Below are 22,624 nucleotides of genomic sequence, written 5' to 3' on the forward strand. Positions count from 1 at the left end.
GCCTCACCGAGCAGCCCCGCCGTCGCCTCGTCGCGCCGGTCGGCGCGAGCCCGCTGGGCGTCGACCAGCAGGCCCGGCAGCATCCGCACCAACCTGTCGTACGCCGCGTGCTGCAACGAGAGCCAGCCGTGGTCGACGGCCTGTCGGAGCCGGGCCGGCGGCGGAATCGGGCGGGGGTCGGCAGCCGACCGGACACCGGTGTCGTACCGGGCCAGCGCCGACCGGAGCTCGACCACCGACGGGCCGACCGGGGCGGCCCGATCACCCCGGTCGGCCTCCACCGGGTCGACGAAGCTGGCCACGTCCAGGCGCAGTGCGGCCGCGATCTCGTGCAGGACGGAGACCCGGTCCAGGCGGCGGACCCCCCGTTCCACCTTGTCCACCCAGGACTTCGACCTGCCGACCATGTCGGCGAACTGCTGCTGGCTGAGGTTGCGCCGACTCCGCCAGTACGCGACCCGCCGCCCCACCGGCACCGAGTTGTCATCCCTGCGCACGTCGCCACCGCCGGTCGGGTACCGCCCGGGTGGTGTCCTCCACCGGGGTCCGTTCGGCCTCGGCCTCGGCCAGGATCCGCTGCCGCGCCGCCTCGTGCTCGGCCGCCTGCTGGGCGGCCCCAGCCGACCCCGGATCCCCGCCCCGTCGCCGCATCCGCTTGAACATCGCCATCCCCTCCGATCGCGACCTGAGTGGTCGCACCATCAGAGAATCGCGTCACCGAGCGTCGCGACCCAGGTGCGGAGCGGTCGACTGCCGTTCGAATCCCCCGCCACCCGGGCAACCTGCACGAGTCAGGACGTACACCCCACCAGGGCGGCGAGTTCGGCCAGCTCGGTGCTCATCGCCCGACGACGACCTTCGGTGATCGACTGCACGATGTCCCGGGCGTACCGCTGCTGCCGGAGCCACGCCGGTGCCCGATCCCGGAGGTCCACCAGGACCTCGGTCGCCCCGGCGTACTGGCCCAGTTGCACCCGGGCCGAGGCCACGTCGAGGCGGTGACGCTGCCACGTCGCTGTGGAGACCTGCCCCGGTTGCCGGAGGGCACCGGCGCTCAGCTCCAGCGCCCGGTCCGGCTGACCGGCGATCACAGCCGCCTCCACCTGCATCACCCGAACCTCGTGGGTGGTGAACCCGCCGACGGTCGGAGCCCGGCTCGCCAGGCGACGCGCCCCTGCATCGGCAAGGGCGAGCATCTCGGCCGCCGCGTCGTCACGTGCGTCACGGGCGGCGGCAGCCGCGCCTCTCAGCAACAGCCAACCCCACGCCGACACCTCCTCGGCGGAGGCGGTCGACAGTCGCGGCTCCACCTGGTCGGCGGTCTGGACCGCCAGCCGTTCCGCCTCGGTGAACCGCCCCTGCCGCAGGGTCAACCAGGTCAACGAACAGATGACCGATGCCTCCACAGTCCGTCGCCCGGACGCGCACGCGTGGTTGAACGCCGACGTCAGGGCGACGTGCGCCAGGTCGACCTGACGCAACTGGATCAGCAGCTGCCCCGCGACCTGGTGGGCATCGGCGGCGACGGCGTGGGCGGCGAGCTGGTCGTCGCCGACGCCAACCGACGCCAGGGCGCGGACCTGCGCCAGCAACGCCGGAAGGGTCCGCAGCGTCGTGGCGTAGTCGTTCGCGTAGTACGAACGATTCGCGTCCGCGACGGCCTGTTCCGCCGCCGCCAGGGTCAACTGTGACTCCGTCAGGTCGAGGGCCATCAACTCGCCGTCGAGGCCGGCGACCGGGGTGAGTGCCCGACGGATCCCCACCAGACTCAGCGGCCGAGCATGCGGCTCCCGATCCGCCGCCGCCGACGACGCATCACCGAACAACGCACTGGTCGGCACCTCAAGCGCCCGGGCCAACCGATTCAAGGTAGGGATCCGAGCACCCTTACGCCGCCCCTGCTCCAACTTCTGAATCACCTCCACACTCACCCCGGAACGCTCCGCGAGCTGCTCCTGCGTGAGGCTGGACTGACGACGAATCCGGGCAAGCTGCTCACCGATAGTGGGTTCCACGACTGCCTCCCGCGTGCAGGGGTGTGGGTGGGCCGGGCCACCGACCACGGCCTCATCTAGGGGGTAGGGCTTACAGCGAGCAGCCCACCAGGTCGGCGAGCTGGGTCAGCTCGGTGCTCATCGCCCGACGTCGACCCTCGGTGATCGACTGCACGATGTCCCGGGCGTACCGCTGCTGCCGGAGCCAGGCCGGTGCCCGATCCCGAAGGTCCAACAGGACCTCGGTCGCCGCCGTGTGCTGCCCCAGTTCCACGTGGGAGGCGGCGACGTCGAGCCGGTGGCGTTGCCGACCGGACGGAGTCGTCTGCGGTGAACGGTGCGCCTCCCTCGACAGTGCGAGTGCGTGGTCCGGTTGGCCCGCGATCACCGCCGACTCCACCCGCACGAGGTGGACACCCTCGACGGAGTAGTCGTTGCCACCCAGATCGGCGTCGGGCACGACATGGCTTCCGAGCCGGTGGGCACCGGACATCGCAAGATCCAACATCTCCTGGGCGTCGTCAGCCCGGGCGTCCCGGACAGCCGCACTCGCCGCCTTCATCAGCAGGAAGCCCCAGGCCGCCAACTGATCCGGTCCGGCGGTCGACAGCCTCGGCTCCACCTCGTCGGCGGTCCGCACTGCCAACGCCTCCGCCTCGGCGAACCGCGCCTGACGCAGCAACAACCAACACATCGGCGCGACGGCTGCCGCACCGACGAGCTGATCACCACTGAGTCGGGCATGGTCGAGAGCTCGGCTGAGCGCGACGTGCGCGAGATCCGCCTGCCGCAGCTGGATGAGCAGTCGACCGGCAAGCTGGTGAGCATAGGAGGCCACGCTGTGCGCCTGTGCCTGCTCGTCACCCTCGACGGCGGCGACGACGGCTCGTGCCTCGCCCAGCAGCCCCGGGATCAGGCTGATCGTCGATGCGTAGTCGTTCGCGTGGTAGATGGTGTTCGCCGCCTGCACGGACCGGCGGATCACGGCGACAGTGGGTGGTGGGCCGTCCTGGTCTCCGAGGATCGGGACGCCGTCGAGGCCGGCGACCGGGGTGAGTGCCCGACGGATCCCCACCAGACTCAGCGGCCGAGCATGCGGCTCCCGATCCGCCGCCGCCGACGACGCATCACCGAACAACGCACTGGTCGGCACCTCAAGCGCCCGGGCCAACCGATTCAAGGTAGGGATCCGGGCACCCTTACGCCGCCCCTGCTCCAACTTCTGGATCACCTCCACACTCACCCCGGAACGCTCCGCGAGCTGCTCCTGCGTGAGGCTGGACTGACGACGAATCCGGGCAAGCTGCTCACCGATAGTGGGTTCCACGACTACCTCCCCGTGGTGTCATCCACCACGCCCAATGGGTCATTGATCCACTTTGCGCCACTTTGGACGGTCACCTTAGCGCACCGAGCCGACACTCTCAGTAGATGAGCGCACGCATCGTGACCGGCTCCTCACCACAGCAAGATTGACGCTGTGGCAGCAACAAACCAGGGGCAGAATGCCCGACCGCAGACCAGGACATCCCTTACCCGGACACATCGCACATGGCGCGGAAAGATGAGGCTTCGGCCTGCCGCGCAGGTCCTACCAGCCCTGCCTCAGGTCACGTGACCCCCGTCGAGGGGTCCAACCCCATCCGGACAGCAAGGTCCCGCAGGGGCTCAGAACCGTTCCGGCGGGCGTCTCGCACCATCTGCCCCACCAGTTCTCGGACGCTGGGGCGGGAGCGCAGCTCGGCCGGGTTGGCCTTGTCCGCCTCCAGAAAACACCGGATGGCCTGGTCCGTGTCGCCGACCGCGTACCAACCCCGCCCAGCGTCGATGTGCAGACGGGTGCGACGGTTCGCGGTCTGGATCTTCGACCGGTCGACCAGCCGGGCGTACTGCGGAGCCTTGTCAGGTGCACCGTTCTCGACAGCCACCCCGACCCGCCAGATTCCGACATTGGCCTCGGTGAACTCCATCCGCCAGGGGTCGGATCCGGTACGCCGGGCAGCCTCCGCCGCCTCGGCCAGGTGCAGGTCCGGATCGCCGGTGCCCAACGCCGCTGCGGACAGGGCAGCGTGCAGGTGGAGCATGCCGTACCAGGTGAGCAACGCGTCGTCGCCGTCGTCGCCGAGCTGCTCCGCCGCCCGCACCACGGTCCTGAGCGACCGTCGCCGACCGCCCGGAGTGCCCGACGCCAACGCCACCTGCGCGGCCCCGAACGCGGCTGCTGCCTGCTCGACCGGCCCGAGCCTACGAGCTGTCAGCTCTGCCCGCTCCGCATACCGTGCGGCCAGGTCCACCCAGCCGAAAGGCTTGATCACGAGCGCGGTGGTCAGGGCTGCCCGCACAAGGAGACCCGGACCTGCCGCATCACCGGAGTCGGCAAGCTGTCGGGCACCCTTGACCAGACCCGGCAGGGTACGGGCCAGAACCGGGTAGTCGCAGGCCATCCGCGCCCGCATCGCCTCGTCGAGAGCCCCGGACAGGACGTCGAGCCCGACAGGTGCACCGTCGAAGTCGTCGTCGAGTGCCCCCCGCAACTGCGGCACCGCACTGTAGACCGCCAGTTCGTCCCCGCTACGAGGTGCGGTCGGCTGACCGGTGAGGTCGGTGACACCCACCCCCAGGGCCGAGGCCAGGGCGATCAACGTGGACCGCTTGGTCACAGGACGGCGGCCGCGCTCGATCATCGAGATGTAGGCGTCGGTGACGCCGATCCGGTCGGCGAGCTGCTGCTGGGTCATGCCGTTGGCGTCCCGCCACCGGGCGATGCGCAGGCCGATGTAGTCGGCCATGAATCCTCCCGCACAAGGTCATCCGGACCCTACGTAGCCGGGTCCGACACTCGGTGCCGCAGGCCCGGCGGTCCAACCACTGCCTTCCGGGCGACTGGGCCTGGCAACGATGACTGGGCCGTTCACCTGGATCATGGCCAAGTCACCGCGTCCCCGAACATAGAGCGGAGACAGTATCGCCTTCCTAACTCCACGTTAGTAGGCCCGGATGGGACGGTCAGGACGTAAACCCACCGACGGGGCAAACTCGGCCGGTTCGGTGCTCATCGCCCTACGTCGGCCATCGGTGCTCGACTGCACGATGTCCCGGGCGGACCGCGCAGGGGACACGTAGCGACGACCATGCGGCGGTGGAGACCTGGGCGAGAGTTCACTACTCTTCGCGCGTGCACTTCCGGACTCGCCGCTGCGACAGGCAGCCCTCTGCGCCGGGACGACACCGCGCTGCGGCACTGCCTGAGCGCTGCTCCGGTCGCCACCGACCCCGCCTGAAGTTCGGGCGAGGGCTGGCAACGACCTCGCCCTGTCCGCTCCGATGCCCCGACGCCATCCGTCTGCCCGCCGCCAGGGAGCAACAGTGACCACCATCGACGAGAACCTTGTCGTACGCCCCGCCACGGAGGCCGATGCCGGACCACTGATCAGCGTGCTCGCCGCGGCGTTCCACGAAGGACCCGTCGCCAACTGGCTGATTCCCGACGAGGCCGACCGCCGCGCCGTCTACCAGCGCTACTTCACCGACGCCTTTCATCAGGGCCTCGACCACGGGCAGGTCTACACCACCTCCGACCGGACGGGCGTGGCCATCTGGTATTCCCGGCTCGGCCCTGCCCCTACCCCCACCCCCGCAGACGACCTCGCGCGGCTGAGGGCGGTGGAACGCATTGCTGGTGCGTACACACCCAGGTTCATGGTGCTGAAGGAGATGTTCGACGCGGTCCAGCCGGACGAGCCGCACCACTACCTCGCCTTTCTCGCTGTCGACCCGACCCAGCAGAATCGCGGGATCGGTGCGGCACTGCTCGCCGACCATCACCGTCGTCTCGACGACCTGGGGTTGCCGGTGTACCTGGAGGCCAGCAACAGGAACAACCAGCGGCTCTACCTCCGCCACGGCTACAGCTCCGGCCCCGCGATCGCGCTGCCCGAGGAGGGGCCGGCGATCCTGCAGATGTGGCGCAGTGCCCCCGGAGACGACGGCCGGACGCCGTTCCCGTGCACCAAGCCACGTCGGCAGTGACGGCACCATCTGCGCCGCCCGCGCGAGCCGTACAGACGGAAGCGGACCGCTCATGCGTCAATCGAGGCAGTCGAGGATCTCCCGCACGAAAGCGGCGGAACCCGGGATCCTCTCGTCACGCATCTCCCGGTGAAGCACCGACATGCCCGTCCTCGCCCGCTCTCGGCAGGTCTCCGCCAGGTGGGTTCGTCCCTCCAACGCCTCGCTGTGGTGAGACTCGCCGTCCACACAGGCAAGCAGCAGGTCCAGCATCCGCTGACGCGCCCGCAACGACAGGGGCTCCTCCGCGAGCGCGGCGAGGATCATGGAAGTGACCGGGACCGCCGCCTCGAAGAGCATGCCCTGAATTTCGACGTCGTTGACCAGCCCTCTCCCGCTGGCCTCCTCCTCCGTCTGCGCCCGGACCAGCTCCGCGAAGCTCCCCGGAACATGCCGTGCCCCTCTGCGGCAACCACAGCGGATGCTCTCCCAGTCGTGACGCAGCGCTTCCACCTGCCACGGCCGGATGCCGCCATCGGGCATGGGCATCGGTGACGCCCGCCGACAGGGGATCCGCCGCCTCGGCTGCCCACCGCCGACCGACCAGACCGCCACGACGGCATCCCCGTCGCACCCCGCCACCTCCGTACCGTCCGCCGAGAACCTGACCGCCATCACCTCACCGTTCAAGCCCCGCAACACAGCGACCGGACGGCCTGATGCGGCATGCCAGAGCCGGACCGTCCGATCGGCGCCTCCGGTGACCACCAACTCACCGGTGCGGCTGAAGTCGACAGCGGTGATGGGACCCAGGTGGCCGGAAAGATCGGAGCTGGGCGACGCCCCGTCCAACCAGAGCCGGGCGATCCCCAGGTTGTCACCGGCGACAGCCCGCCCGGACGGGCCGACGGCGACCGCTCGGACCGGCCCAGACCCGACGGGCCGCAGAAGCTCCAGGGCTCCGGCATCACCGGCCTGCACCCAGGCCACCGCACCGGAATGAAAGCCGACGAGAAGCCGACCGGGCCGAGCCTCGTCGAAGGCAAGAGCACGGACCGTCCCAAAATTCCAACCAGGAATGTGTACGGACTCTCCCGCAAAAGCCTCATGCCTGCCACTGCGTCTGGTCCAGATGACCAGCTCGCCCCTGTCCCCGGCCCCCGCCGCGTACTTCCTCGTCGAATCAATCGCCACAGCCCACGTCGCCGCCGGAGGCCCTTCGAGGTGGGAACATCCTCCGCCTACGCTCCAGACTGCGGCCTCCCCCTCTGCGCCACCCATCACCAGGTCGGCCGACTCCGCCGAGAACGCCAACGAGTGGGCGGGTCCCGACAGGCCCGGAAGTTCGGCCAGGTGGGAACCAGTCCTCAGATCCCACAGATGCACTCCGGATCGTTCCGAGACCACGACCCAGCCGAGGTCCGGTGAGACCGCTATCGCGCGCACCGAGGAAACCTGATCAAACATGAAACCAGCCCTTTCGCTGCCACCACCAACGGCGCTCTTACCCCAAGACCCACAAGTCGGACACCATCACGACTTTGCCGAGGCTCTGGCCTGATCCACGAGCCAGACGAGGTGTCAAGGAAAGTCAACCAGATTCAGATCAAGTTTGATCGACCTGGTCAGGTCCGGTGCCGCTGGTTGGGCATTTCTAGATTCGAACCCGGCACTCAAGGTGGCTGCACTCTAGAGCAGAGATCCAGATCCCGTCCTCCTCGGTGGTCACTGCAAAGAATTTTTGCCCATCTACTGCAGCGGCTACAAACTCGGGCTCGCCCGGATAAAGACCGAGCTCCCCCAGGGCAAAAATGCCTTCATCAGGAATCTCTACAAGATCCCATGATTGGTCCAATTTTCCCGCACCGGAGACACTGATCAAGAATCTTGAGGCAGGACCGATGATCCCCTCCTGCCTCACAACTTGACACCACAACCTCGCCACTGTCTCCAACTGCTCAGGATCGTCGTCCGGAACTACAAAGCGCGGTTCGACATCGACCCGAGCCACAAGGGGCCACAGATCGGCAGGCGTCAGACATACGGAACGTTGGTCCGCGCCTTCGACGACGAGTCCCGCTCGCTCCAACTTTGAACGGTCTCCCATGCCTCTCCTCAGCCCACCTTCCGACCGGGGATAGTCGAAATGTGCCTCCATTTGATCTGTACAATTCCTTCAGACAAAGAGGGATGTTGCAGCGACAGCGTTTTCAGTCCGTCGAGAAAAATCGATCCAGTCCTCGTCGCTCGACAACGCTTCAAGAACAGACCTGGAGCTTGAAAACTCGACTCCCCTCTGAGGAGAAGCATCGAGATTCTGCTGACTCCACGTGATCCGACTCGACAAAAAAACCATCGATCTCGCGAGCCGCTTCAAGCACCCGCCCGGACTCTTCTTCAACTAAGTGATAAAGCGGGCTGGCCGAACCCCTTTTATTCACCCCTAGCCTCTCGCGCGCCGGACCAGAAAAACTGCAACGGAGAGTCCTCAGCGGTTTTATATCGACCTTACGGACTTCTCAGACCTACCACCTCACAGAGCCATAGTAGCGAGCGAGTCGGAACGCCATCGATCATGAAGCATTATCTTCTACATTTCGATCCCCAGATTACGCGGAATGCCACGAACCCAATCGCGCTGCTCTGGGTCAACCGACGAAGCGACTCGCTCTACAACTTCAGCGAATTCCTGCCGTTCCCGATCATCCATCTGATCCAGCTCGAAACCTACACTCTCCAAAGCGTTGACGGCCGCATGAGAATCCAGCCCGAACTTTGCGCCGTCCTCTAATATCGCCACAACCGAGAGCAACGCCTTGAAGAGAACGTCTGCAATCACGACTCAGGAGCTTCCAATTCTGGCCTTGATGCCTGTTACAAGACCCACCATACCTCACGGCTCAACTTGACCCGCATGAGCGGCAGCAACAAAAGCCTCCTCGACTTCCATTGATCGTAATGATACGAATTTCACCAGAGCAGATCTGAGCGCATGGTAGTCAACCTCCACTGGGATATCTACGGCAAGTGGAAGTCGACATTTGCAAACTCCCAGCCACACCCAGATTCTTGAACCAATCCGAGAACACGATCACGCGTTTCTGACTTCTTGTCCCGCAATATGACACGCACTGTCGAATGCCCCGAATGACGCACGAGGCCATCAAAAACCAATTCCCGACGCCCCTGATCCGGCTTCGCGCGAATTAAATCGCCAAGCGGCAATCCTTGCACAAAGAACGGGATATTTCGAATCTCGAGCCGATAAGGCACGGCGGTCTTCTTTGCCCAGATTCGCTCAGCATCGAAGGGTGGCCACGTAGCATTGACCTGCGGCAGGTCGAACGCAACCTTAAACATCCCCGGCGGTCTCTTCTGGTTTTGTTTCACTCTCGATCCTTATGTCAGGGACTGACCAGGTTTAGATGCCTCGCGTCGATAAGCAGTTATGATTAACAAGGGCGTCTGTCGTCACATTCAAAGACCCAGACCGGGAGGAAGCGGTCAAGTACGCCGTCAGAATTCGATCGCTACTACCGGAGCGTTACGTCCACGCCGAATTCCCGTAGAACATTAATGGCGGACACCGCCAGCGCGGCGCCCATCCTCTCCTGCGAAGCGGAGGAATGCTCCCACACCAACCCGAGCGGAGCACCAGCGATCCGGGAGGATGCAAGGCAATCAGCAAGCCCGTCAAGAGTGGATCCAAAATATCCGCCCAATCCATTAATTGATTCACCAAGTTCGCAATAGAAGCTACTCTCTCCCAAGATGCGTCTGCCGTCGAGCACGCCGATTCCTCCGGCGCCATACCTCTTGGCCGCATGTCCCGTCTCGAACCAGGAATTCTGAACCACGTGGAGCCAGCTGGCATGAGATTCCACGGGATATCCCATCCATTCACCTTTTACGAGAGGACTTCGCGAAGCCCACCGACGCCAGATCGTCGCTGCTGCGGCGTACGGGCATGCATGACCGTAGAAGGTCACGACGAAACGAGCCTGCCCCGCGCATTCTTTATCTTCAACCGTTGATTGAAGCCCTACACGCCCTATGTAATAGGACCCAATCGCCTTGCCGGCCAGGTTGACCACACGCAATTCCACGTTAGAGAGGTCTTTGCCGAGGCGGAGTGTCTCTCGCGCCGAACCGAGGATCGAAATTTCTGCTGACTCCACGTGATCCGACTCGACAAAGAATCCATCGATCTCGCGAGCCGCGATAAGCACCCGCCCGGACTCTTCTTCAACTAGGTGGTAAAGCGGACCAGCCGAACCATTTTTATTCATTCCTAGCCTCTCACGCGTCGGACCAGAACAACTATAGCGGAGAGTCCGCAGAGGTTTTATCGACCTCTGCGGACTCTCCGCTATAGTTATTTTCCTCCACTACCAGCCAGCATCAGGGAAGTGAGGCGCAGTGAAGGGTTTGATGGTTTTGTAGTGGTCATTCGTCCACCCCATCACCATCCGGCCATCAGGGAGGGTCTTCGCTAGAATTCTGGCATTGTCCCCCTTGGTGCCGGGAACTCGATACTCCAGCGCACCCGCCCAGCGCTTCTCGTGCGTCGCCTTGCCTTGGAATACCTTCTGCACCCCCGTGGAGGGATCCGTCTGCGGAACACCGCTTCCGGCCCTGATGTCGTCATACGCGTTGACAAAGTTCTTCGACATCCCCTGCGGAAGCGGATCCGACAGCTTCCCATTGGGGCAGTTGTTGTTGTGAACGAGAACCGGAGTCTGCCCCGCCAGCACATAGTACGTGTGGATGTCGGCGACGGTGAGGTCGCGCATCTCCTCGGTGCCGAGCTTGTTCAGCACCGCCACCACGGTTACCGCGCCCTTGCCCCGGACCAGGAGCCGCGTGCCCGGCTTCAGGTCCTTCGCGTCGGTCCACTTGCGCTTCGAGTCGTTCCAGAACGGGTGGTGCCAGGTCGTCTCGACCTTCGTCACCCGACCGTCCTGGTCCCGGACCGTCAGGTCGGTCAGGTCCTCGTCCACGTTGCGATGCAGCCGGGTCACCTGCTTCGGCTCCGACCGGCCCGCCACCGGATCCGTCGCCAACACCCGGTCACCGACGTTGACGTCCTCGATCGGCCGACTACTCCCGTCAGCCATCAACACCGGCGTCTGCGGGTCGAAGCTGTGCCGACGACCGTTCGTCGGGCAGGACCCCGACCCACCGGAGACACTGACCCCCGCCGCGTTCCGCCCCGAGGAGGGCGATGCCCCGCCCGACCGGGCGCCACCGCCGCCCTTGCGGCTCAACGCGCCCAGCCCCGGCACCATGTTCTCCACAGCGGCGCGCGGGTTGTACGAGCCGGTGGTGGCGACCTGTCCCAGGGCGTCCTCCACCCCACCCTCGACACCCTCGACCGCCAACCGGCCCAGCAGGCCGGTGCCGGCCTTCTTCGCCACCGCCGCACCGACCCGGGCCGCGATCGCCCCACCGGCACCGCCGAGCAGCCCGGCGACCGCTCCCGTCCCGAGGGAGCCCAGGGCGTCGCCCATGCTGTGGATGTCGCCCTGCGCCGCGTCCTTGGCCAGGGTGATCAGCGCACCGGCCCCGGCGATGCAGGCCAGCGCCCCGGCCCCGGCGGTCACCGCCGTGCAGGCGATGCCGGCGAGGATCGCCCCGCCGATCGCGGCGACCTCCAACAGGACGTCCTTGTGGTCCTTGACCCATTTCTTCGTCGCGTTGGTGGCGTCGCGTACGGCTGTGGTGGCTTTCTTGACCACCCGTTGGGCCTTGGCAGCGATCTTCTTACCGGCCTGTTTGGCCTTGGCGATCGTCTGTTTTGCCTTCTTCTTGACCGCGGCGACCTTCTTCGCCACGTACTTCTTGGCCTTCTCGACCTTCTTCTTGACGTACCGCTTCGCCTGGTTGTACTTCTTCTTGACCTGCTGTTTGACCTGCTCGTACTTGCGTTTGACCTGCTGGACCTTCTTCTTGACCACGGCCTTGGCCTTCTTGACGGTCTTGGTGACCTTGGCCTTGGCCGAGTTGTACGCCGAGTAGGTGTAGGACGCGGCGTACGAGGAGGCCCGCGACACGTACGACGACGTGTACGAGTACGCCGACCGGGCGGTCGAGGTGACGGCGCTGGCCGCCTTCCGCAGACCCCGGCCGAGGTCGCGCAGACCCCAGTGGCCGGTCGGGTCGGTCACGGTGAGCGGGTTCGCGTCGCCGTACTGGTACCGGTTGGCGTTGATCGAGTCCGGCAGGGGGCTGTTGGAGGCGGTGTCCCGGGTGTCGAACTGCCCGGTGTCCGGGTTGTACCACCGGGCGTGCATATTGACCCGGCTGGTCGCCGCGTCGGTCCACTCCGACTGGTAGCCGAGCTGCCCGATCAGTCCCCCGGAGACGACCACCTTGCCGAGGGGGTCGTAGGTGACCGACCCGGCGAGGGTGGTCCCGGTGGCGGTGAGCTGCCCGACCACGTCGGTGTGCAGGTCGGTCCAGACCATCCGCTGCTGGCCGCCGGAGGTGGTGCCGACCACGTCGCCGCCCGGCCCCCGGACGTAGGTCGAGGAGGAGTCCCCGGCCAGGTCGTTGCCGAGCCCGGAGTACGCGTGACCGGGGCGGACGGCCCGGCCCAGGGCGTCGTACGAGTAGGTCTGGGTGGCCCCGCCGGCCTCCTGCGACACCACCTGACCGAGGGCGTCGGCGGTGGTCACGTTCCCGCCGGCCTGGGCGAGGGTGCCCCGGGCGGTGTACTGGTAGCCCGTCCCGTCGGCGTCGAGGAGCCTGTTGCGTTGGTCGTAGCTGAACAGCTTGGCGCCGTTCTGCACCCGGTTGCCGGCCTTGTCGTAGGCGTACACCGTGCTGGTGGTGCCGTTGTTCCAGGACGTCAACCGGCCCGCGAGGTCGTAGGTGTAGCTGTTGTCCGCCGACCCGGCGAACCCGGTGGTGTTCTTGGTGACGATGTTGTCGTTCAGGTCCCACCCGTAGGTGATCTTCGCCAGGGGGGTCCCGGTCGGGGTCCGCAGTTCGTCCCCGACGATCCGGTGCGAGGCGTCGAAGGTGAAGTTGCGGGTGTTCCCGTTGGCACCGTGGGTGATCCTGGTGACCTGGGACAGGGTGTTGTAGGTGTAGCCGAGCTGCGTCCCCGCCGTCGGGTTGGCGAGGGTGGCCAGCCGGCCCGCCACGTCGTACCCGAAGGTGGTGGTCCCGGCCGCGTCCTGTCGGGAGGTGACCCGCCCGTCGGCGTCGTACCCGAACGAGGTGTTCCCCTCCGGGCCGGTGACCGACCGGGGTTGACCCCTGTCGTCGTAGGTGACGCTGTTCGTGCCGCCCGGCCCGGAGAAGGACGTCATCCGGCCGGCCACGTCGTAGTCGAAGACGCGGTCGGTGGTGGCCGCCTCCGCCCCCGCCCCCGCCTGCCGCAGGAGCTGGTCCAGGTCGCCGTAGGTGTTGGTCACCGACACCCCGCCGGGCAGTAGCTGCCGCACCGGGCGGGCCGCCGCGTCGTAGGCGAGGGTGAAGGTCCGGTCGGCCGCGCCCGGGTGGGCCGCCGTCGCCGGCTCGATCTGCGACTCCGGCAACCCCCACGAGTTGTACGTGGTGAAGAAGGCGTTCCCCCGGCCGTCGGTGAACCGGGTCCGGTTGCCCTCCAGGTCGTACCCGAAGGTGGTGACGATCGCGTCCGAACCGGAGATCGGCTGGGTGTGCCGGGTGACCACGCCCGTCGCGTCGTACTCGAAGGTGGCGGTGGTGCCCTTGGCGTCGGTGGAGGCGACGAGGTTCCCGGCCCGGTCGTAGCGGGCCGACCGGTCCGACAGCAGGGTTCCGGTCACCCCGTGCTCGGCGGTCCGGAGCGGCCGGTCCGCCAGGTCGTACTCGACTGTCGAGTAGGAGTTGTCGGGCCGGATCGTCCTGGTGGTCCGCCCCTCGGCGTCGTACTCGTACCGGGTCCGGTTGTTCGCCCCGTCGAAGACCGCAGTCGGTTCGCCCAGGACGTTGTACTCGGTCCGGGAGGTCACCCCGGCCGGGGTGGTGACCTGCTGCGGCCACCCCTGCGGGGTGTAGGTGTAGTGGGTGGTGTGGTGGGTCGAGTCCTGCCGGACCACGTCCGTCGAGGTGACGGTCCGCCCCAGGTAGTCGTAGGTGGCGGTGCTGACCGCGCCGGTCGGGTCGGTCACCGACAGGGTGTTGCCGATGTCGTCGTAGGTGTAGGTGGTCGCCCCGTCGTTGGGCGCGACCTCCTTGGCCAGCCGACCGAGCTGGTCGTAGGTGTAGTGGGTGACCCGGCCCAGCGGGTCGGTGACGGTGGCGACCTCACCACCGGTGTCGTAGGTCTGGGTGGTCCGGGGGACGATCGGGGCGGTGGCCCCCGGCGGGGTGTAGGCCGGTGCCTGTTCGGCGACCGTCCGGCCGAGGGCGTCGTACTCGACGACCGACCAGTTGCCGTTGGCGTCCCGGACGTCGGTGGGCTCGTCGAAGGTGTTGTAGCCGACCAGGGTCACCGCGTTGGCCATGGCCGGGAGCTGCCCGGCCTGCTCGACCAGGGCCGCCGGGGCGGTGGTCCGCACCGCCCGGCCCTCCTCGTCGTACCCGTAGTAGGTGGTGTCGCCGTTGGGGTCGGTCACCGAGGTCGGCAGGTCGTCGGAGTCCACGGTCTGGGAGGTCCGGATGACCTGGGCGTCCGCCGCCGGTGCGGTCCCCGCCCGCAGCTGGGAGATCTCGGCCGCCGACAGCGCCTTCTGGTACGCCTGCACGTCGTCGACGGCACCGGGGAACCAGCCGAACCCGTCGGCGCCGCCGATGGTGAGCCCGGTGGACTGGTTGTTGAAGTCCTCGGTGGTGGTGGTCGTGCCCTGGAGGGTCCCGTTCGCGTACAGCCGGAGGGTCTTCGTCGCCGGGTCGGCGGTGACGGCCAGGTGGGTCCAGGTCCCCGGGGTGGCCGAGCCGTTCGGGCTCCCCGCGTTGACCCAGGTGACCGTCCCGTCGGCCTTGCGCACCGACATCGCCGTGTGCCAGCGGTTCTGGGCCGGGAGGTGGTGCAGCTTCAGGGCGGTGTTGCCGGTCGCCCCGGGCGCGGCGACGACGAACTGCTCGGTGCCGGTGCCCGCACCGGTGAGCTTCACCCAGGCGGCCACCGTGAACGCCCGGGTGGTGTCGACCACCCGGGGTGCGGCCAGGTGGCCGCTGGTCCCGTCGAAGACCGCCGAGCCCCCGCGCTCGGTCGACCAGGTCACCCCGCCGGCGGCGGTGGCGGGGCTGTTGCCCGCCGCGTCGGCGGCCTTCGTCCCGGTGGTCTCGTCGAGCTTCCACCTGCCCACCGGGGTCAGGGCGGTGGAGGTGTACTCGGTCTCGGCGACGGCCCGACCGGCGTGGTCGTAGAACGCGTCGGAGACGCTGGTGACGGTGCCGTCGGCGCTGGTGGAGACGGTGGACACCACGTTGTCGTCGAGGTCGTAGGCGAGGGTGGTCTTGCGCTTGAGGCCGTCCGGGTCGACGGTGGAGGTGGCCGTCCGACCGGCCGCGTCGTAGGTGGCGGTGGTGACGGTGTGACCGTTGTTGGTCACCTCGGTCACCACGTTCCCGGCCGCGTCGTACCGGTTCTCCTCGATGAGGAAGGTCCGCCCGTCGTTGTCGGTACGGGTGACCTTCGCCTCCAACCCGTTGTCGGTGTACGTGTACGCGGTGGTCCACCCCATCGCGTCGGTCTCGCTGGCCAGCCGTCCCGCCGGGTCGTACGCCCGCTGCACGGTGACCAGGTCACGGGGGCTCGACGGGTTGTTCGGGTCGCCGGTGAAGTCCTTCACCGTCGAGGTGAGCAGGTTCCCCTCGGCGTCGTAGGTGCTGGTGTTGACGGTCCCGTCGGGTTCGGTCTCGCTCACCACCCGGCCGTGGACGTCGTACCCGAAGGTGGTGGTCTGGTTGCCCGCGTTCGTGGTCGAGGACTCCTGGCCGTACCCGTTGTAGGTGTGTCGGGTGGTCCGGGAGGCGTCCCCGCCGGTCAGGTCGGCGACGGTGACCTCGGTGACGTTGCCGTCGACGTCGTAGACGGTGGTGGTCCGGGCGGTGTGGACCGCGCCGGTGACCCGGTTGGTCACCCCCGGCTCGGTCTCGGTGACCGGCCGCCCCAGGAGGTCGTAGGTGTAGCCGGTGGTCAACCCGGTCGCGTGGTTGGTGGTCACCTCGGTCTCGGTGAGGACCCGCCCCACCCCGTCGTACGTGTACCGGATGATCTTGCCGGACGGTTCGATCACCTCGGCGACGTCACCGCTGGCGTTGTAGAAGACCCGTTGGACCTGCCCACCCGGGGTGGTCACCGTCGCCGGCAGACCGGCGGGGGCGAACCCGCCGTCCTTGGCCGCGACGGTGGTCCCGTCGGTGTACGTGACCCGGGTGGTCCGGCCCAGCGGATCGGTGATCCCGACCTGGTTGCCGAACGCGTCGTAGCCGTAGCTGGTCCGGTAGGTGTCGTCGGTCTCCGACGCCGACCTGCCGTCCCGGACGGTCAGGATCAGGTCGTTGCGGGGATCCGGGGTGAGGACCGTGGTGGTCGCGTCCGGGTAGTAGGTGTAGTAGACCGACGAACACCGGCCGGCGGACTGGTCCTGGCAGGTGATGACCTGTCTGGTGTTGCCCCGGACGTCCTGGAGTTCCTGGGACCACACCCCGCGCGGGTCGTAGGTGAGGTTTCCGTACCCGCCGACGTCGTAGCCGAACTTGGTGGTGTTGCCCAGCCCGTCGGTCTGCGCCACCAGACGGTTGCCGTTGACCAGGTCGTAGCTGTACGAGTTGGTCTCCCCCGTCGGCCCGGTCACCGTGACCGTGGAGACCGGCATGGCGATGGCGGTGGCCACCCCGGAGAGCATCGTCACCGCCACCGGGGCGGTCTGCTTCGACGCCGCGAAGTGCCCGGTGACCTGCTCGGCGGTGAGCTGCGACCGGTAGAACGCCACCTCGGCGACGGAACCTGTGAAGTGGCCGACGGTCCGGGTGCCGGTCATCGGCCAGCTGCCTGACCACTTGCCCGCACCGACGTACGCGTTGACGGCGTCGGTCGCCGCCAGGGCGTGGTTGATCGTCCCGATCGGGACCCCGTCGAGGTAGAGGGTCTGGGTGTTGGTTCCGGCGGAGAGGACGACGTGGTGCCACTTGTTGTCGTTGACCCCGGCGGCACTGGTGACCAACCGGGTGGGGCTGCCGGTCCAGAACCCGCCACGGAGCTTGCCGTCGGTGCCGACGTAGAGGGCGGGGGTCCAGTTCCCGGTGACGCTCGGGTCCTCCAGCGGGGCGGCCTGGTAGCCGTAGAGGACCCCGCCCGTGGTGGGGCCGGACGGCACCTTGAACCACATCTCCACCGAGTTCGGCCCGGTCGTCGGGATGTCCTCGGGAGGTAGGACCAGATGAGAGGAAGTGCCGTTGAACGAGGCGGCCCGACTGTCGCTGAACGGCCCGGCCACCCCGAGGGTGGTGGTGTCGTAGGTGGCGGTGCCCCCCTGGACCTCGTTGACCGCCTCGGTCACCTCGGTCTCACCGAGTCGCCAGTAGTCGGCCGGCTTGGCACCGAGGACCGATGCCGCGTACACGTCGCTGTTGCCGGAGACGGTCGGGGCGGCGAGGTTCCAGGTGCCGCCGTTCTCGTCGGTGAGGGAGGCGACCCGGCCGGTGGCGGTGTCGTAGGCGATCTCGGCGGTCGTCCCACCCGAGGGACGGACCACCTTGCTCAACACCGGGTGGCTGTTACGCCCGACGGCGTGCAGCTCGGCGGCGGTGGCCCCGGTCAGGGCCTGGTTGAAGAAGGCCACCTCGCCGATGGATCCGGTGAAGTGGGTGGCCACCGCCGGGGAGGTGCCCGACCTGAGGTGCCCCGGCCATCCGCCGCCGACGAAACCGGCACCGACCAGGACGTTCGCCGACTCCCCGGCGTGCAGGGAGATCGTCCCGTTCAGGGTCCCCTTGAGGACGCCGTCGAGGTAGAGGCGCTGGGAGTCCCCGGCACCGGCGAGCACCACGTGGTGCCAGTTCCCGTCGGTGACCGGGACGTCGGTGGTCATCGGGGTGGTCGAGCCCATCCAGAACTCGCCGCGCAGTCGGCCGTCGCTGCCGATGTAGAGGGCCGGGGTGTAGTTGCTGGACGTGGTGCCCTTGCTGATCGGGTCGACCTGATAGCTGAACAGCACCCCGTTCGGGGTGGTGGTACGGAACCACATGCTGACCGACTGGTACTGCCCCTCGGAGACGATCTTCCCGGGGAGTTGGACGTGGGAGCTGGTGCCGTTGAACCCGGCGGTGGTGGCCGTCGACCCGGGTAGTCCGGCCGGCTGGCCGAGGGTGACGTTCGTGTAGCGGGCGTTGTCGACACCGGCGTTGCTCAGCACCCGGCTGGCCGCCGTGGTCGTCCCGGCCGCCTCGTCCATCCGCCAGTACGAGTACGGCCCGGCGTTGAGCACCGCGTTGGCGTACTGGGAGGTGGGGGTCGACTGGTAGGTGGCGCACCGGGTGGGGTCGGTCGGCGGGCAGACCCGGGTCAGCTGGTCACCGGCACCGTAGCCGTACTGCCAGACGGCCGCGGTGGTCGGGTCGCCGGGGGTGGCCGGGTCGGTGGTCACCGTCGCCACGTGCGGGTGGGTCGACCCGGTCGGGGTGGACCAGGTGACGTGCAGGGACCGACCGGCGGCCGAGGTTACTGTGGTGAGCTGACCGGTGGTGGAGTAGGTGAAGGTCAGGGCCCGGCCGTTGGCGTCGGCGATCCGGGTCACCTTGAACACGTCGGTGCCGACCGCCCGGCCAAAGGTGTAGACCGTGGCGTCCTTGTCGGTCAGGGTGTAGCCGGTGACCGTACCGGCGGAGTTCTTCGTCTCGACCAGGGTGGCGAACCGGCCGCTCGGGGCGGTGAAGGTGCCGTTGGCGTTGCGGCCGAAGGCGACGTCCTGCCCGGTCGGATAGGTGACAAGCACCGACTGGACGGTCCCGGCGACGTCCAGGACCCGGGTGGCCCGGGTGTCCACCATGCTCGACCAGCCGGTGCCGAACGCGTTGTGACGTCGGGTGTCGAGGCTGTTGTAGCTGCGGGTCACCGACAGGGACGGCCCGACGGTGGCGACGCTGGCGTCGGTGGCGGAGGTGGTGTAGTTGCCGATGCTCGGGTCGAAGCCCTTGCCGGAGTTCTGCGCCAGGTTGGTGGTGAGGACCGGCTGCGGGACCGAGGTGCTGAAGGCGAACGCCGGGTAGACGGCGCTGTAGCCGACCTTGTCGTAGACCCGGACCGTGTACAGGTAGGTCTTGTTCCAGGCCAGTCGCCCGGTCGGGACGGTCCAGGCGGGGGTGGCGACCCACCCGGAGTTCACCACCAGGGCGTTTGTCGCGGCGTCGGTGACGACGTAGTTGTAGGTGAACCCCTTGGCCGGCCACTTGTCCGGGTCGACGGCCCGCGACAGCAGCTCCGGGGTGAGGGTGTTGACCACCGCGTTGTTGCCCGGGTAGCGGAGGTTGACCTGCGGGACGACGTTGTTGCTGTAGGTCAGCTCCAGGTACGGCTTGTACGCCCCGGACGAGTAGTTGGCGGCGGTGAACCGCTTCCAGGCGGTGGAGTCGGTCTCCGAGGCGGTCAGCGCCAGCCCCTCGTTCGCCCCGCCGGTCGACCAGTCGTTGAAGGTGTCGACCTCCAGCGGGACCGTCGCCCACCGGCCGGTGCTCCGGTTCGCCCCGGTGTTGTTGCAGGCCGGGGTGTTGTTGGTGATGGTCAGCGACCCGATCGAGGCGGAGACCGTCGGGCCGGGGTAGTTGCCCGTGGTGAGGTTCGCGACCGTCCACGGCTGGGTGACCCGGCGCACCTGGAAGGGCTTGTGGGAGGTGCAGTCATACGACCAGGTGTGGTAGAGCCGCAGCTTGGCGGCGGTGATCCGTTTGCCGATCAGCCCGTCGTCGTCGAACTCGTCGAAGTGGATGAAGGACCGGGCCTTGACCGTTCCCCCGTTGTAGGTGCCGACGGGCAGGTTGTCGCCGTTGTGGTTGGTGGTCGAGGAGTCGTTGTCGACGTAGACGTCCCCGGTCGTCCCGGTGGTGACCGTCGGGTCCACCCGTACCGGGTACTGCCGGGACGGGTCGTCGAGCCAGGCCCGGTCGGCGACCACCCGCAGCGCCGGCGCTCCGGCCACGGTGATCAGTTCGAAGGTGACCCCGGAGGACTCGGCCGGTGCGCCGGAGTGCGGGTCGACGTTGGCGTCCTGCATCGATCCGTGCGGGAACCAGGCGATCGCCTTGCCGTCGGTGTCGAGGAGTTCCACCTCGCCGTCAGCGGTCAGCCGGGGGGTCAGCCCGGTCAGGCGCAGCGGGAACACCCAGGTCGACGGGGCCTGCGGCGAGCGCAGGACCAGGGTCTCCTTGATGCCGGCGTCGAAGGTGGTCAGCTCCAGGTCGGTGTCGGTGAGGACGTCCCGGTAGACGGCGGTGCCGTCGGTCACCTCGGGGGTGCCGACGGTGGCCCCCTCCAGCCGGTACCCGACGGTCTCCCCGCCGGGGAGGGTGAGCCGGGCCAGGTCGGTCGAGGGCTCCGACGCCCCGGACACCTCGGCCCGGTGGGCGGCGGGCGGGTCGGTCGGGGCGGTGGTGGCGGCCCGCGTCCCCGACGTCGTGGTGGCGGGGGCGGCACCGGCGACGGAGATCCCGAGTCGGTTGGCGGTGACGTGCAACCGACCGTCGGAGCGGCGGGTCAGGTCGGAGTCGATCGGACGCCAGGTGCCGTCGGCGGCACGGTAGTTGACCGGGCGGTTGTAGGTCCGGCGGGTGACCGACCCGTCGGCGTTGGTGAAGACGTCGGAGCGTTGGGTCGACCGGCGGAGGTCCCGCTTGCTGGTCCGGGCGTCGAAGCCCGGTTCGGCGACGCCTGTGGTGTCGGGGGTGACGGCGAGCCGGTGCGGCTGGTACGACTCCAGCGTGCCCGCGGCCGGTTCCGGTGCCCGACCGGCGCCGGTCCGGGCGTCGGTGGCCGAGGCCGGGACGTGCGGGTCCACCTCGCCGACGCGACCCTTGACCTGCACGGGGAGGCCGACGAAGGCACCCGCCGCCGACCAGGCCGGCCGTTGGGTGAACCAGGTCAGCCAGGTGAGGGGGAACCCGTCACCCGGTCGCACCGCGCCCTGTGGCACCGCAACGGACAGTCCGAAGACAATCGCAACCACAATGGACACACGGCGCATGGCACCGCCGAATCGGCGCATGGCCGACCCTCCCCCGTTGAGCGTGAAACGTCGACGAGAGTGTGGGGATCACATCGACCGCGGCACAAGTAGTCCGATCGGCCAAACCTGTGCGAAAGCTGAGAGTCCTCAGTCCGCTGCGGGCGACAGTCCGGTCACCAGGTCCCGGGCCGTCCGACGTACCCTTTCCGGGTCGGACTCGTCCACAACGGACACGTTCGAGGTCGCCTCGGCTGGTCCGAAGGCGACGAAACGGGCAGACGGGAAGCGGGCTGCGGTGGCCCGGACCGCCCCCGACGGGGCCTCACCGACGGTGAGAATAAGATCACAACGGCTCTGTACGAGGCTCGCGAGGAAGGTCTCCGCGTTCGCCGTCGTCTGCGCCCCGTCCACTTCCAGATACTGCACCTTGACCCGGGTGGCGAGGGAACCCTCCTGCATACCGGCCCAGACCGGCTGGGCGGCCGGGTCCGCCACCCCGGCCGCCCCTGTCAACAGGCAGGCGGTCTGCGCCGCGTACTCCCGCTGACGGGGTTCGGCATCGGGGTTCGGCCAGATCGCCCAACCGACCACAAGGGCCACCACCAGGGCGAACCCGCCCGCCGCCCACCACTGCCAGCGGCCGGGAAGCCAGTGGGGAACAGGACCGGGAGGACGCCCACCGGGACGCGGCGGCCGGGTACCTCGTCTGACTCCAGCGTCACGCACGAGCGCACCCTACTCCCGGGTCAGGGGCGGCCGTAGTCGGCCGGACGGAGCCGGGCGGTCCGACGGCGGTACTCGGCGGCCGACCCCGGCCAGTTGGTGACCACCCGGCCGCCCGGGGTGCGGTACCAACTCCGGCAGCCCGTCCAGGCCGTACCGGCGAGTCGTTCCTGGACCTCCCGGTCGTAGGCGGCGGCGACGTCGGGGCGTACCTCCAGGGGGGTTCCGGCGACGGCGAGCCGGACGGCCTGGACGATGTAGCGGGCCTGGGCCTCGTGGAAGTAGAGCACCGAGGTGTTGCCGGTGTTGGTGTTCGGGCCGTAGACGAGGAAGAGGTTGGGGAATCCGGGAACGGTCATCCCGAGGTACGCGTGCGCCCCGTCGCGCCACACGTCGGCGAGGACCAGGCCGTCGCGGCCGGTGACCCGGATCGGGGCGAGGAACTCGGTGGCGGCGAACCCGGTGCCGTAGACGAGGACGTCGCAGGGGTGGTCGACGCCGTCGGCGGTGCGGATCCCGGTCTCGGTCACCTCGGCGATCGGCGTGGTGACCAGGTGGACGTCCTCGCGGGCCAGGGTGGGCAGCCACCTGTCGGTGAACAGGATCCGCTTGCAGCCCAGCGGTTCGGTGGGGGTGACCCGGGCGCGCAGATGCGGGTCGCGGACCTGCCACCGGCGGTGGAGGGCCGACGCGGCGCGCAGGACGGCGGCGGTGAACCGGCCCCCGGTGACGGCGCGCCCGGCGACCAGGGTCATCGCCCAC

Annotated in this window: 13 protein-coding genes; 1 reads left to right on the forward strand and 12 read right to left on the reverse strand. The window is 68.2% G+C overall.

Going from position 1 to position 22,624, the window contains the following annotated elements:
- The 5 genes from ABT336_RS21230 to ABT336_RS21250 all read right to left on the reverse strand — a co-directional run.
- Nucleotides 1-497 (reverse strand): helix-turn-helix domain-containing protein (locus tag ABT336_RS21230; RefSeq protein WP_350898369.1); only part of this gene is annotated, 497 nt, incomplete at its 3' end.
- On the reverse strand, nucleotides 484-663 hold the full coding sequence (locus tag ABT336_RS21235; RefSeq protein WP_350898370.1) for a hypothetical protein: 180 nt from the start codon (nucleotides 661-663) through the stop codon (nucleotides 484-486). The genes ABT336_RS21230 and ABT336_RS21235, both read right to left, overlap by 14 nt.
- Nucleotides 664-791: 128 nt before the next feature.
- A complete protein-coding gene (locus ABT336_RS21240; RefSeq protein ID WP_350898371.1) occupies nucleotides 792-2,015 on the reverse strand; it encodes a helix-turn-helix domain-containing protein in 1,224 nt (407 codons plus the stop codon).
- A 70-nt stretch (nucleotides 2,016-2,085) separates the two neighbouring features.
- Nucleotides 2,086-3,321 (reverse strand): helix-turn-helix domain-containing protein, encoded by a 1,236-nt coding sequence (locus ABT336_RS21245; RefSeq protein ID WP_350898372.1) that lies wholly within the window; start codon nucleotides 3,319-3,321, stop codon nucleotides 2,086-2,088.
- A 283-nt stretch (nucleotides 3,322-3,604) separates the two neighbouring features.
- On the reverse strand, nucleotides 3,605-4,783 hold the full coding sequence (locus ABT336_RS21250) for a helix-turn-helix domain-containing protein (RefSeq protein WP_350898373.1): 1,179 nt from the start codon (nucleotides 4,781-4,783) through the stop codon (nucleotides 3,605-3,607).
- Nucleotides 4,784-5,360: 577 nt separating this feature from the next.
- Between ABT336_RS21250 and ABT336_RS21255 the strand changes: the two genes are divergently transcribed.
- Nucleotides 5,361-6,023 carry a GNAT family N-acetyltransferase gene (locus ABT336_RS21255; protein WP_350898374.1) on the forward strand — a complete coding sequence of 221 codons (663 nt, stop codon included), beginning with the start codon at nucleotides 5,361-5,363 and terminating at the stop codon, nucleotides 6,021-6,023.
- Nucleotides 6,024-6,080: 57 nt separating this feature from the next.
- On the opposite strand, the gene ABT336_RS21260 is transcribed toward ABT336_RS21255, so the two are convergent.
- From ABT336_RS21260 to ABT336_RS21290, 7 genes are all read right to left on the reverse strand, one after another.
- Nucleotides 6,081-6,983, reverse strand: a complete 903-nt coding sequence (locus ABT336_RS21260) for a WD40 repeat domain-containing protein (protein WP_350898375.1) — start codon at nucleotides 6,981-6,983, stop codon at nucleotides 6,081-6,083.
- A 1,609-nt stretch (nucleotides 6,984-8,592) separates the two neighbouring features.
- Entirely contained in the window at nucleotides 8,593-8,841 is a 249-nt protein-coding gene (locus ABT336_RS21265) for a hypothetical protein (RefSeq protein WP_350898376.1), read from the reverse strand.
- Nucleotides 8,842-9,020: 179 nt separating this feature from the next.
- The gene (locus tag ABT336_RS21270; protein ID WP_350898377.1) at nucleotides 9,021-9,392 is read right to left on the reverse strand and encodes a DUF4265 domain-containing protein; all 372 of its coding nucleotides are present in this window, start codon (nucleotides 9,390-9,392) and stop codon (nucleotides 9,021-9,023) included.
- Nucleotides 9,393-9,535: 143 nt separating this feature from the next.
- Complete coding sequence (locus ABT336_RS21275) at nucleotides 9,536-10,231, reverse strand: barstar family protein (RefSeq protein ID WP_350898378.1); 696 nt, start codon at nucleotides 10,229-10,231, stop codon at nucleotides 9,536-9,538.
- A 159-nt stretch (nucleotides 10,232-10,390) separates the two neighbouring features.
- Nucleotides 10,391-21,106: a LamG-like jellyroll fold domain-containing protein gene (locus ABT336_RS21280; RefSeq protein ID WP_350898379.1), complete on the reverse strand. Its 10,716-nt coding sequence runs from the start codon at nucleotides 21,104-21,106 to the stop codon at nucleotides 10,391-10,393.
- 180 nt (nucleotides 21,107-21,286) lie between these two features.
- Entirely contained in the window at nucleotides 21,287-21,742 is a 456-nt protein-coding gene (locus ABT336_RS21285) for a type 1 periplasmic-binding domain-containing protein (protein ID WP_350898380.1), read from the reverse strand.
- A gap of 143 nt (nucleotides 21,743-21,885) precedes the next feature.
- Nucleotides 21,886-22,624: NAD(P)/FAD-dependent oxidoreductase (locus ABT336_RS21290; RefSeq protein ID WP_502891225.1), on the reverse strand; the 739-nt coding region annotated here is incomplete at its 5' end.

It is taken from the genome of Micromonospora sp. NPDC000207 (assembly GCF_040300925.1).
Taxonomy (GTDB): domain Bacteria; phylum Actinomycetota; class Actinomycetes; order Mycobacteriales; family Micromonosporaceae; genus Micromonospora.

Coding starts and splice junctions, on each gene's coding strand:
- ABT336_RS21250 (WP_350898373.1), bottom strand. CDS start 4,783: ATGGCCGACTACATCGGCCTGCGCATCGCCCGGTGGCGGGACGCCAAC.
- ABT336_RS21235 (WP_350898370.1), bottom strand. CDS start 663: ATGTTCAAGCGGATGCGGCGACGGGGCGGGGATCCGGGGTCGGCTGGG.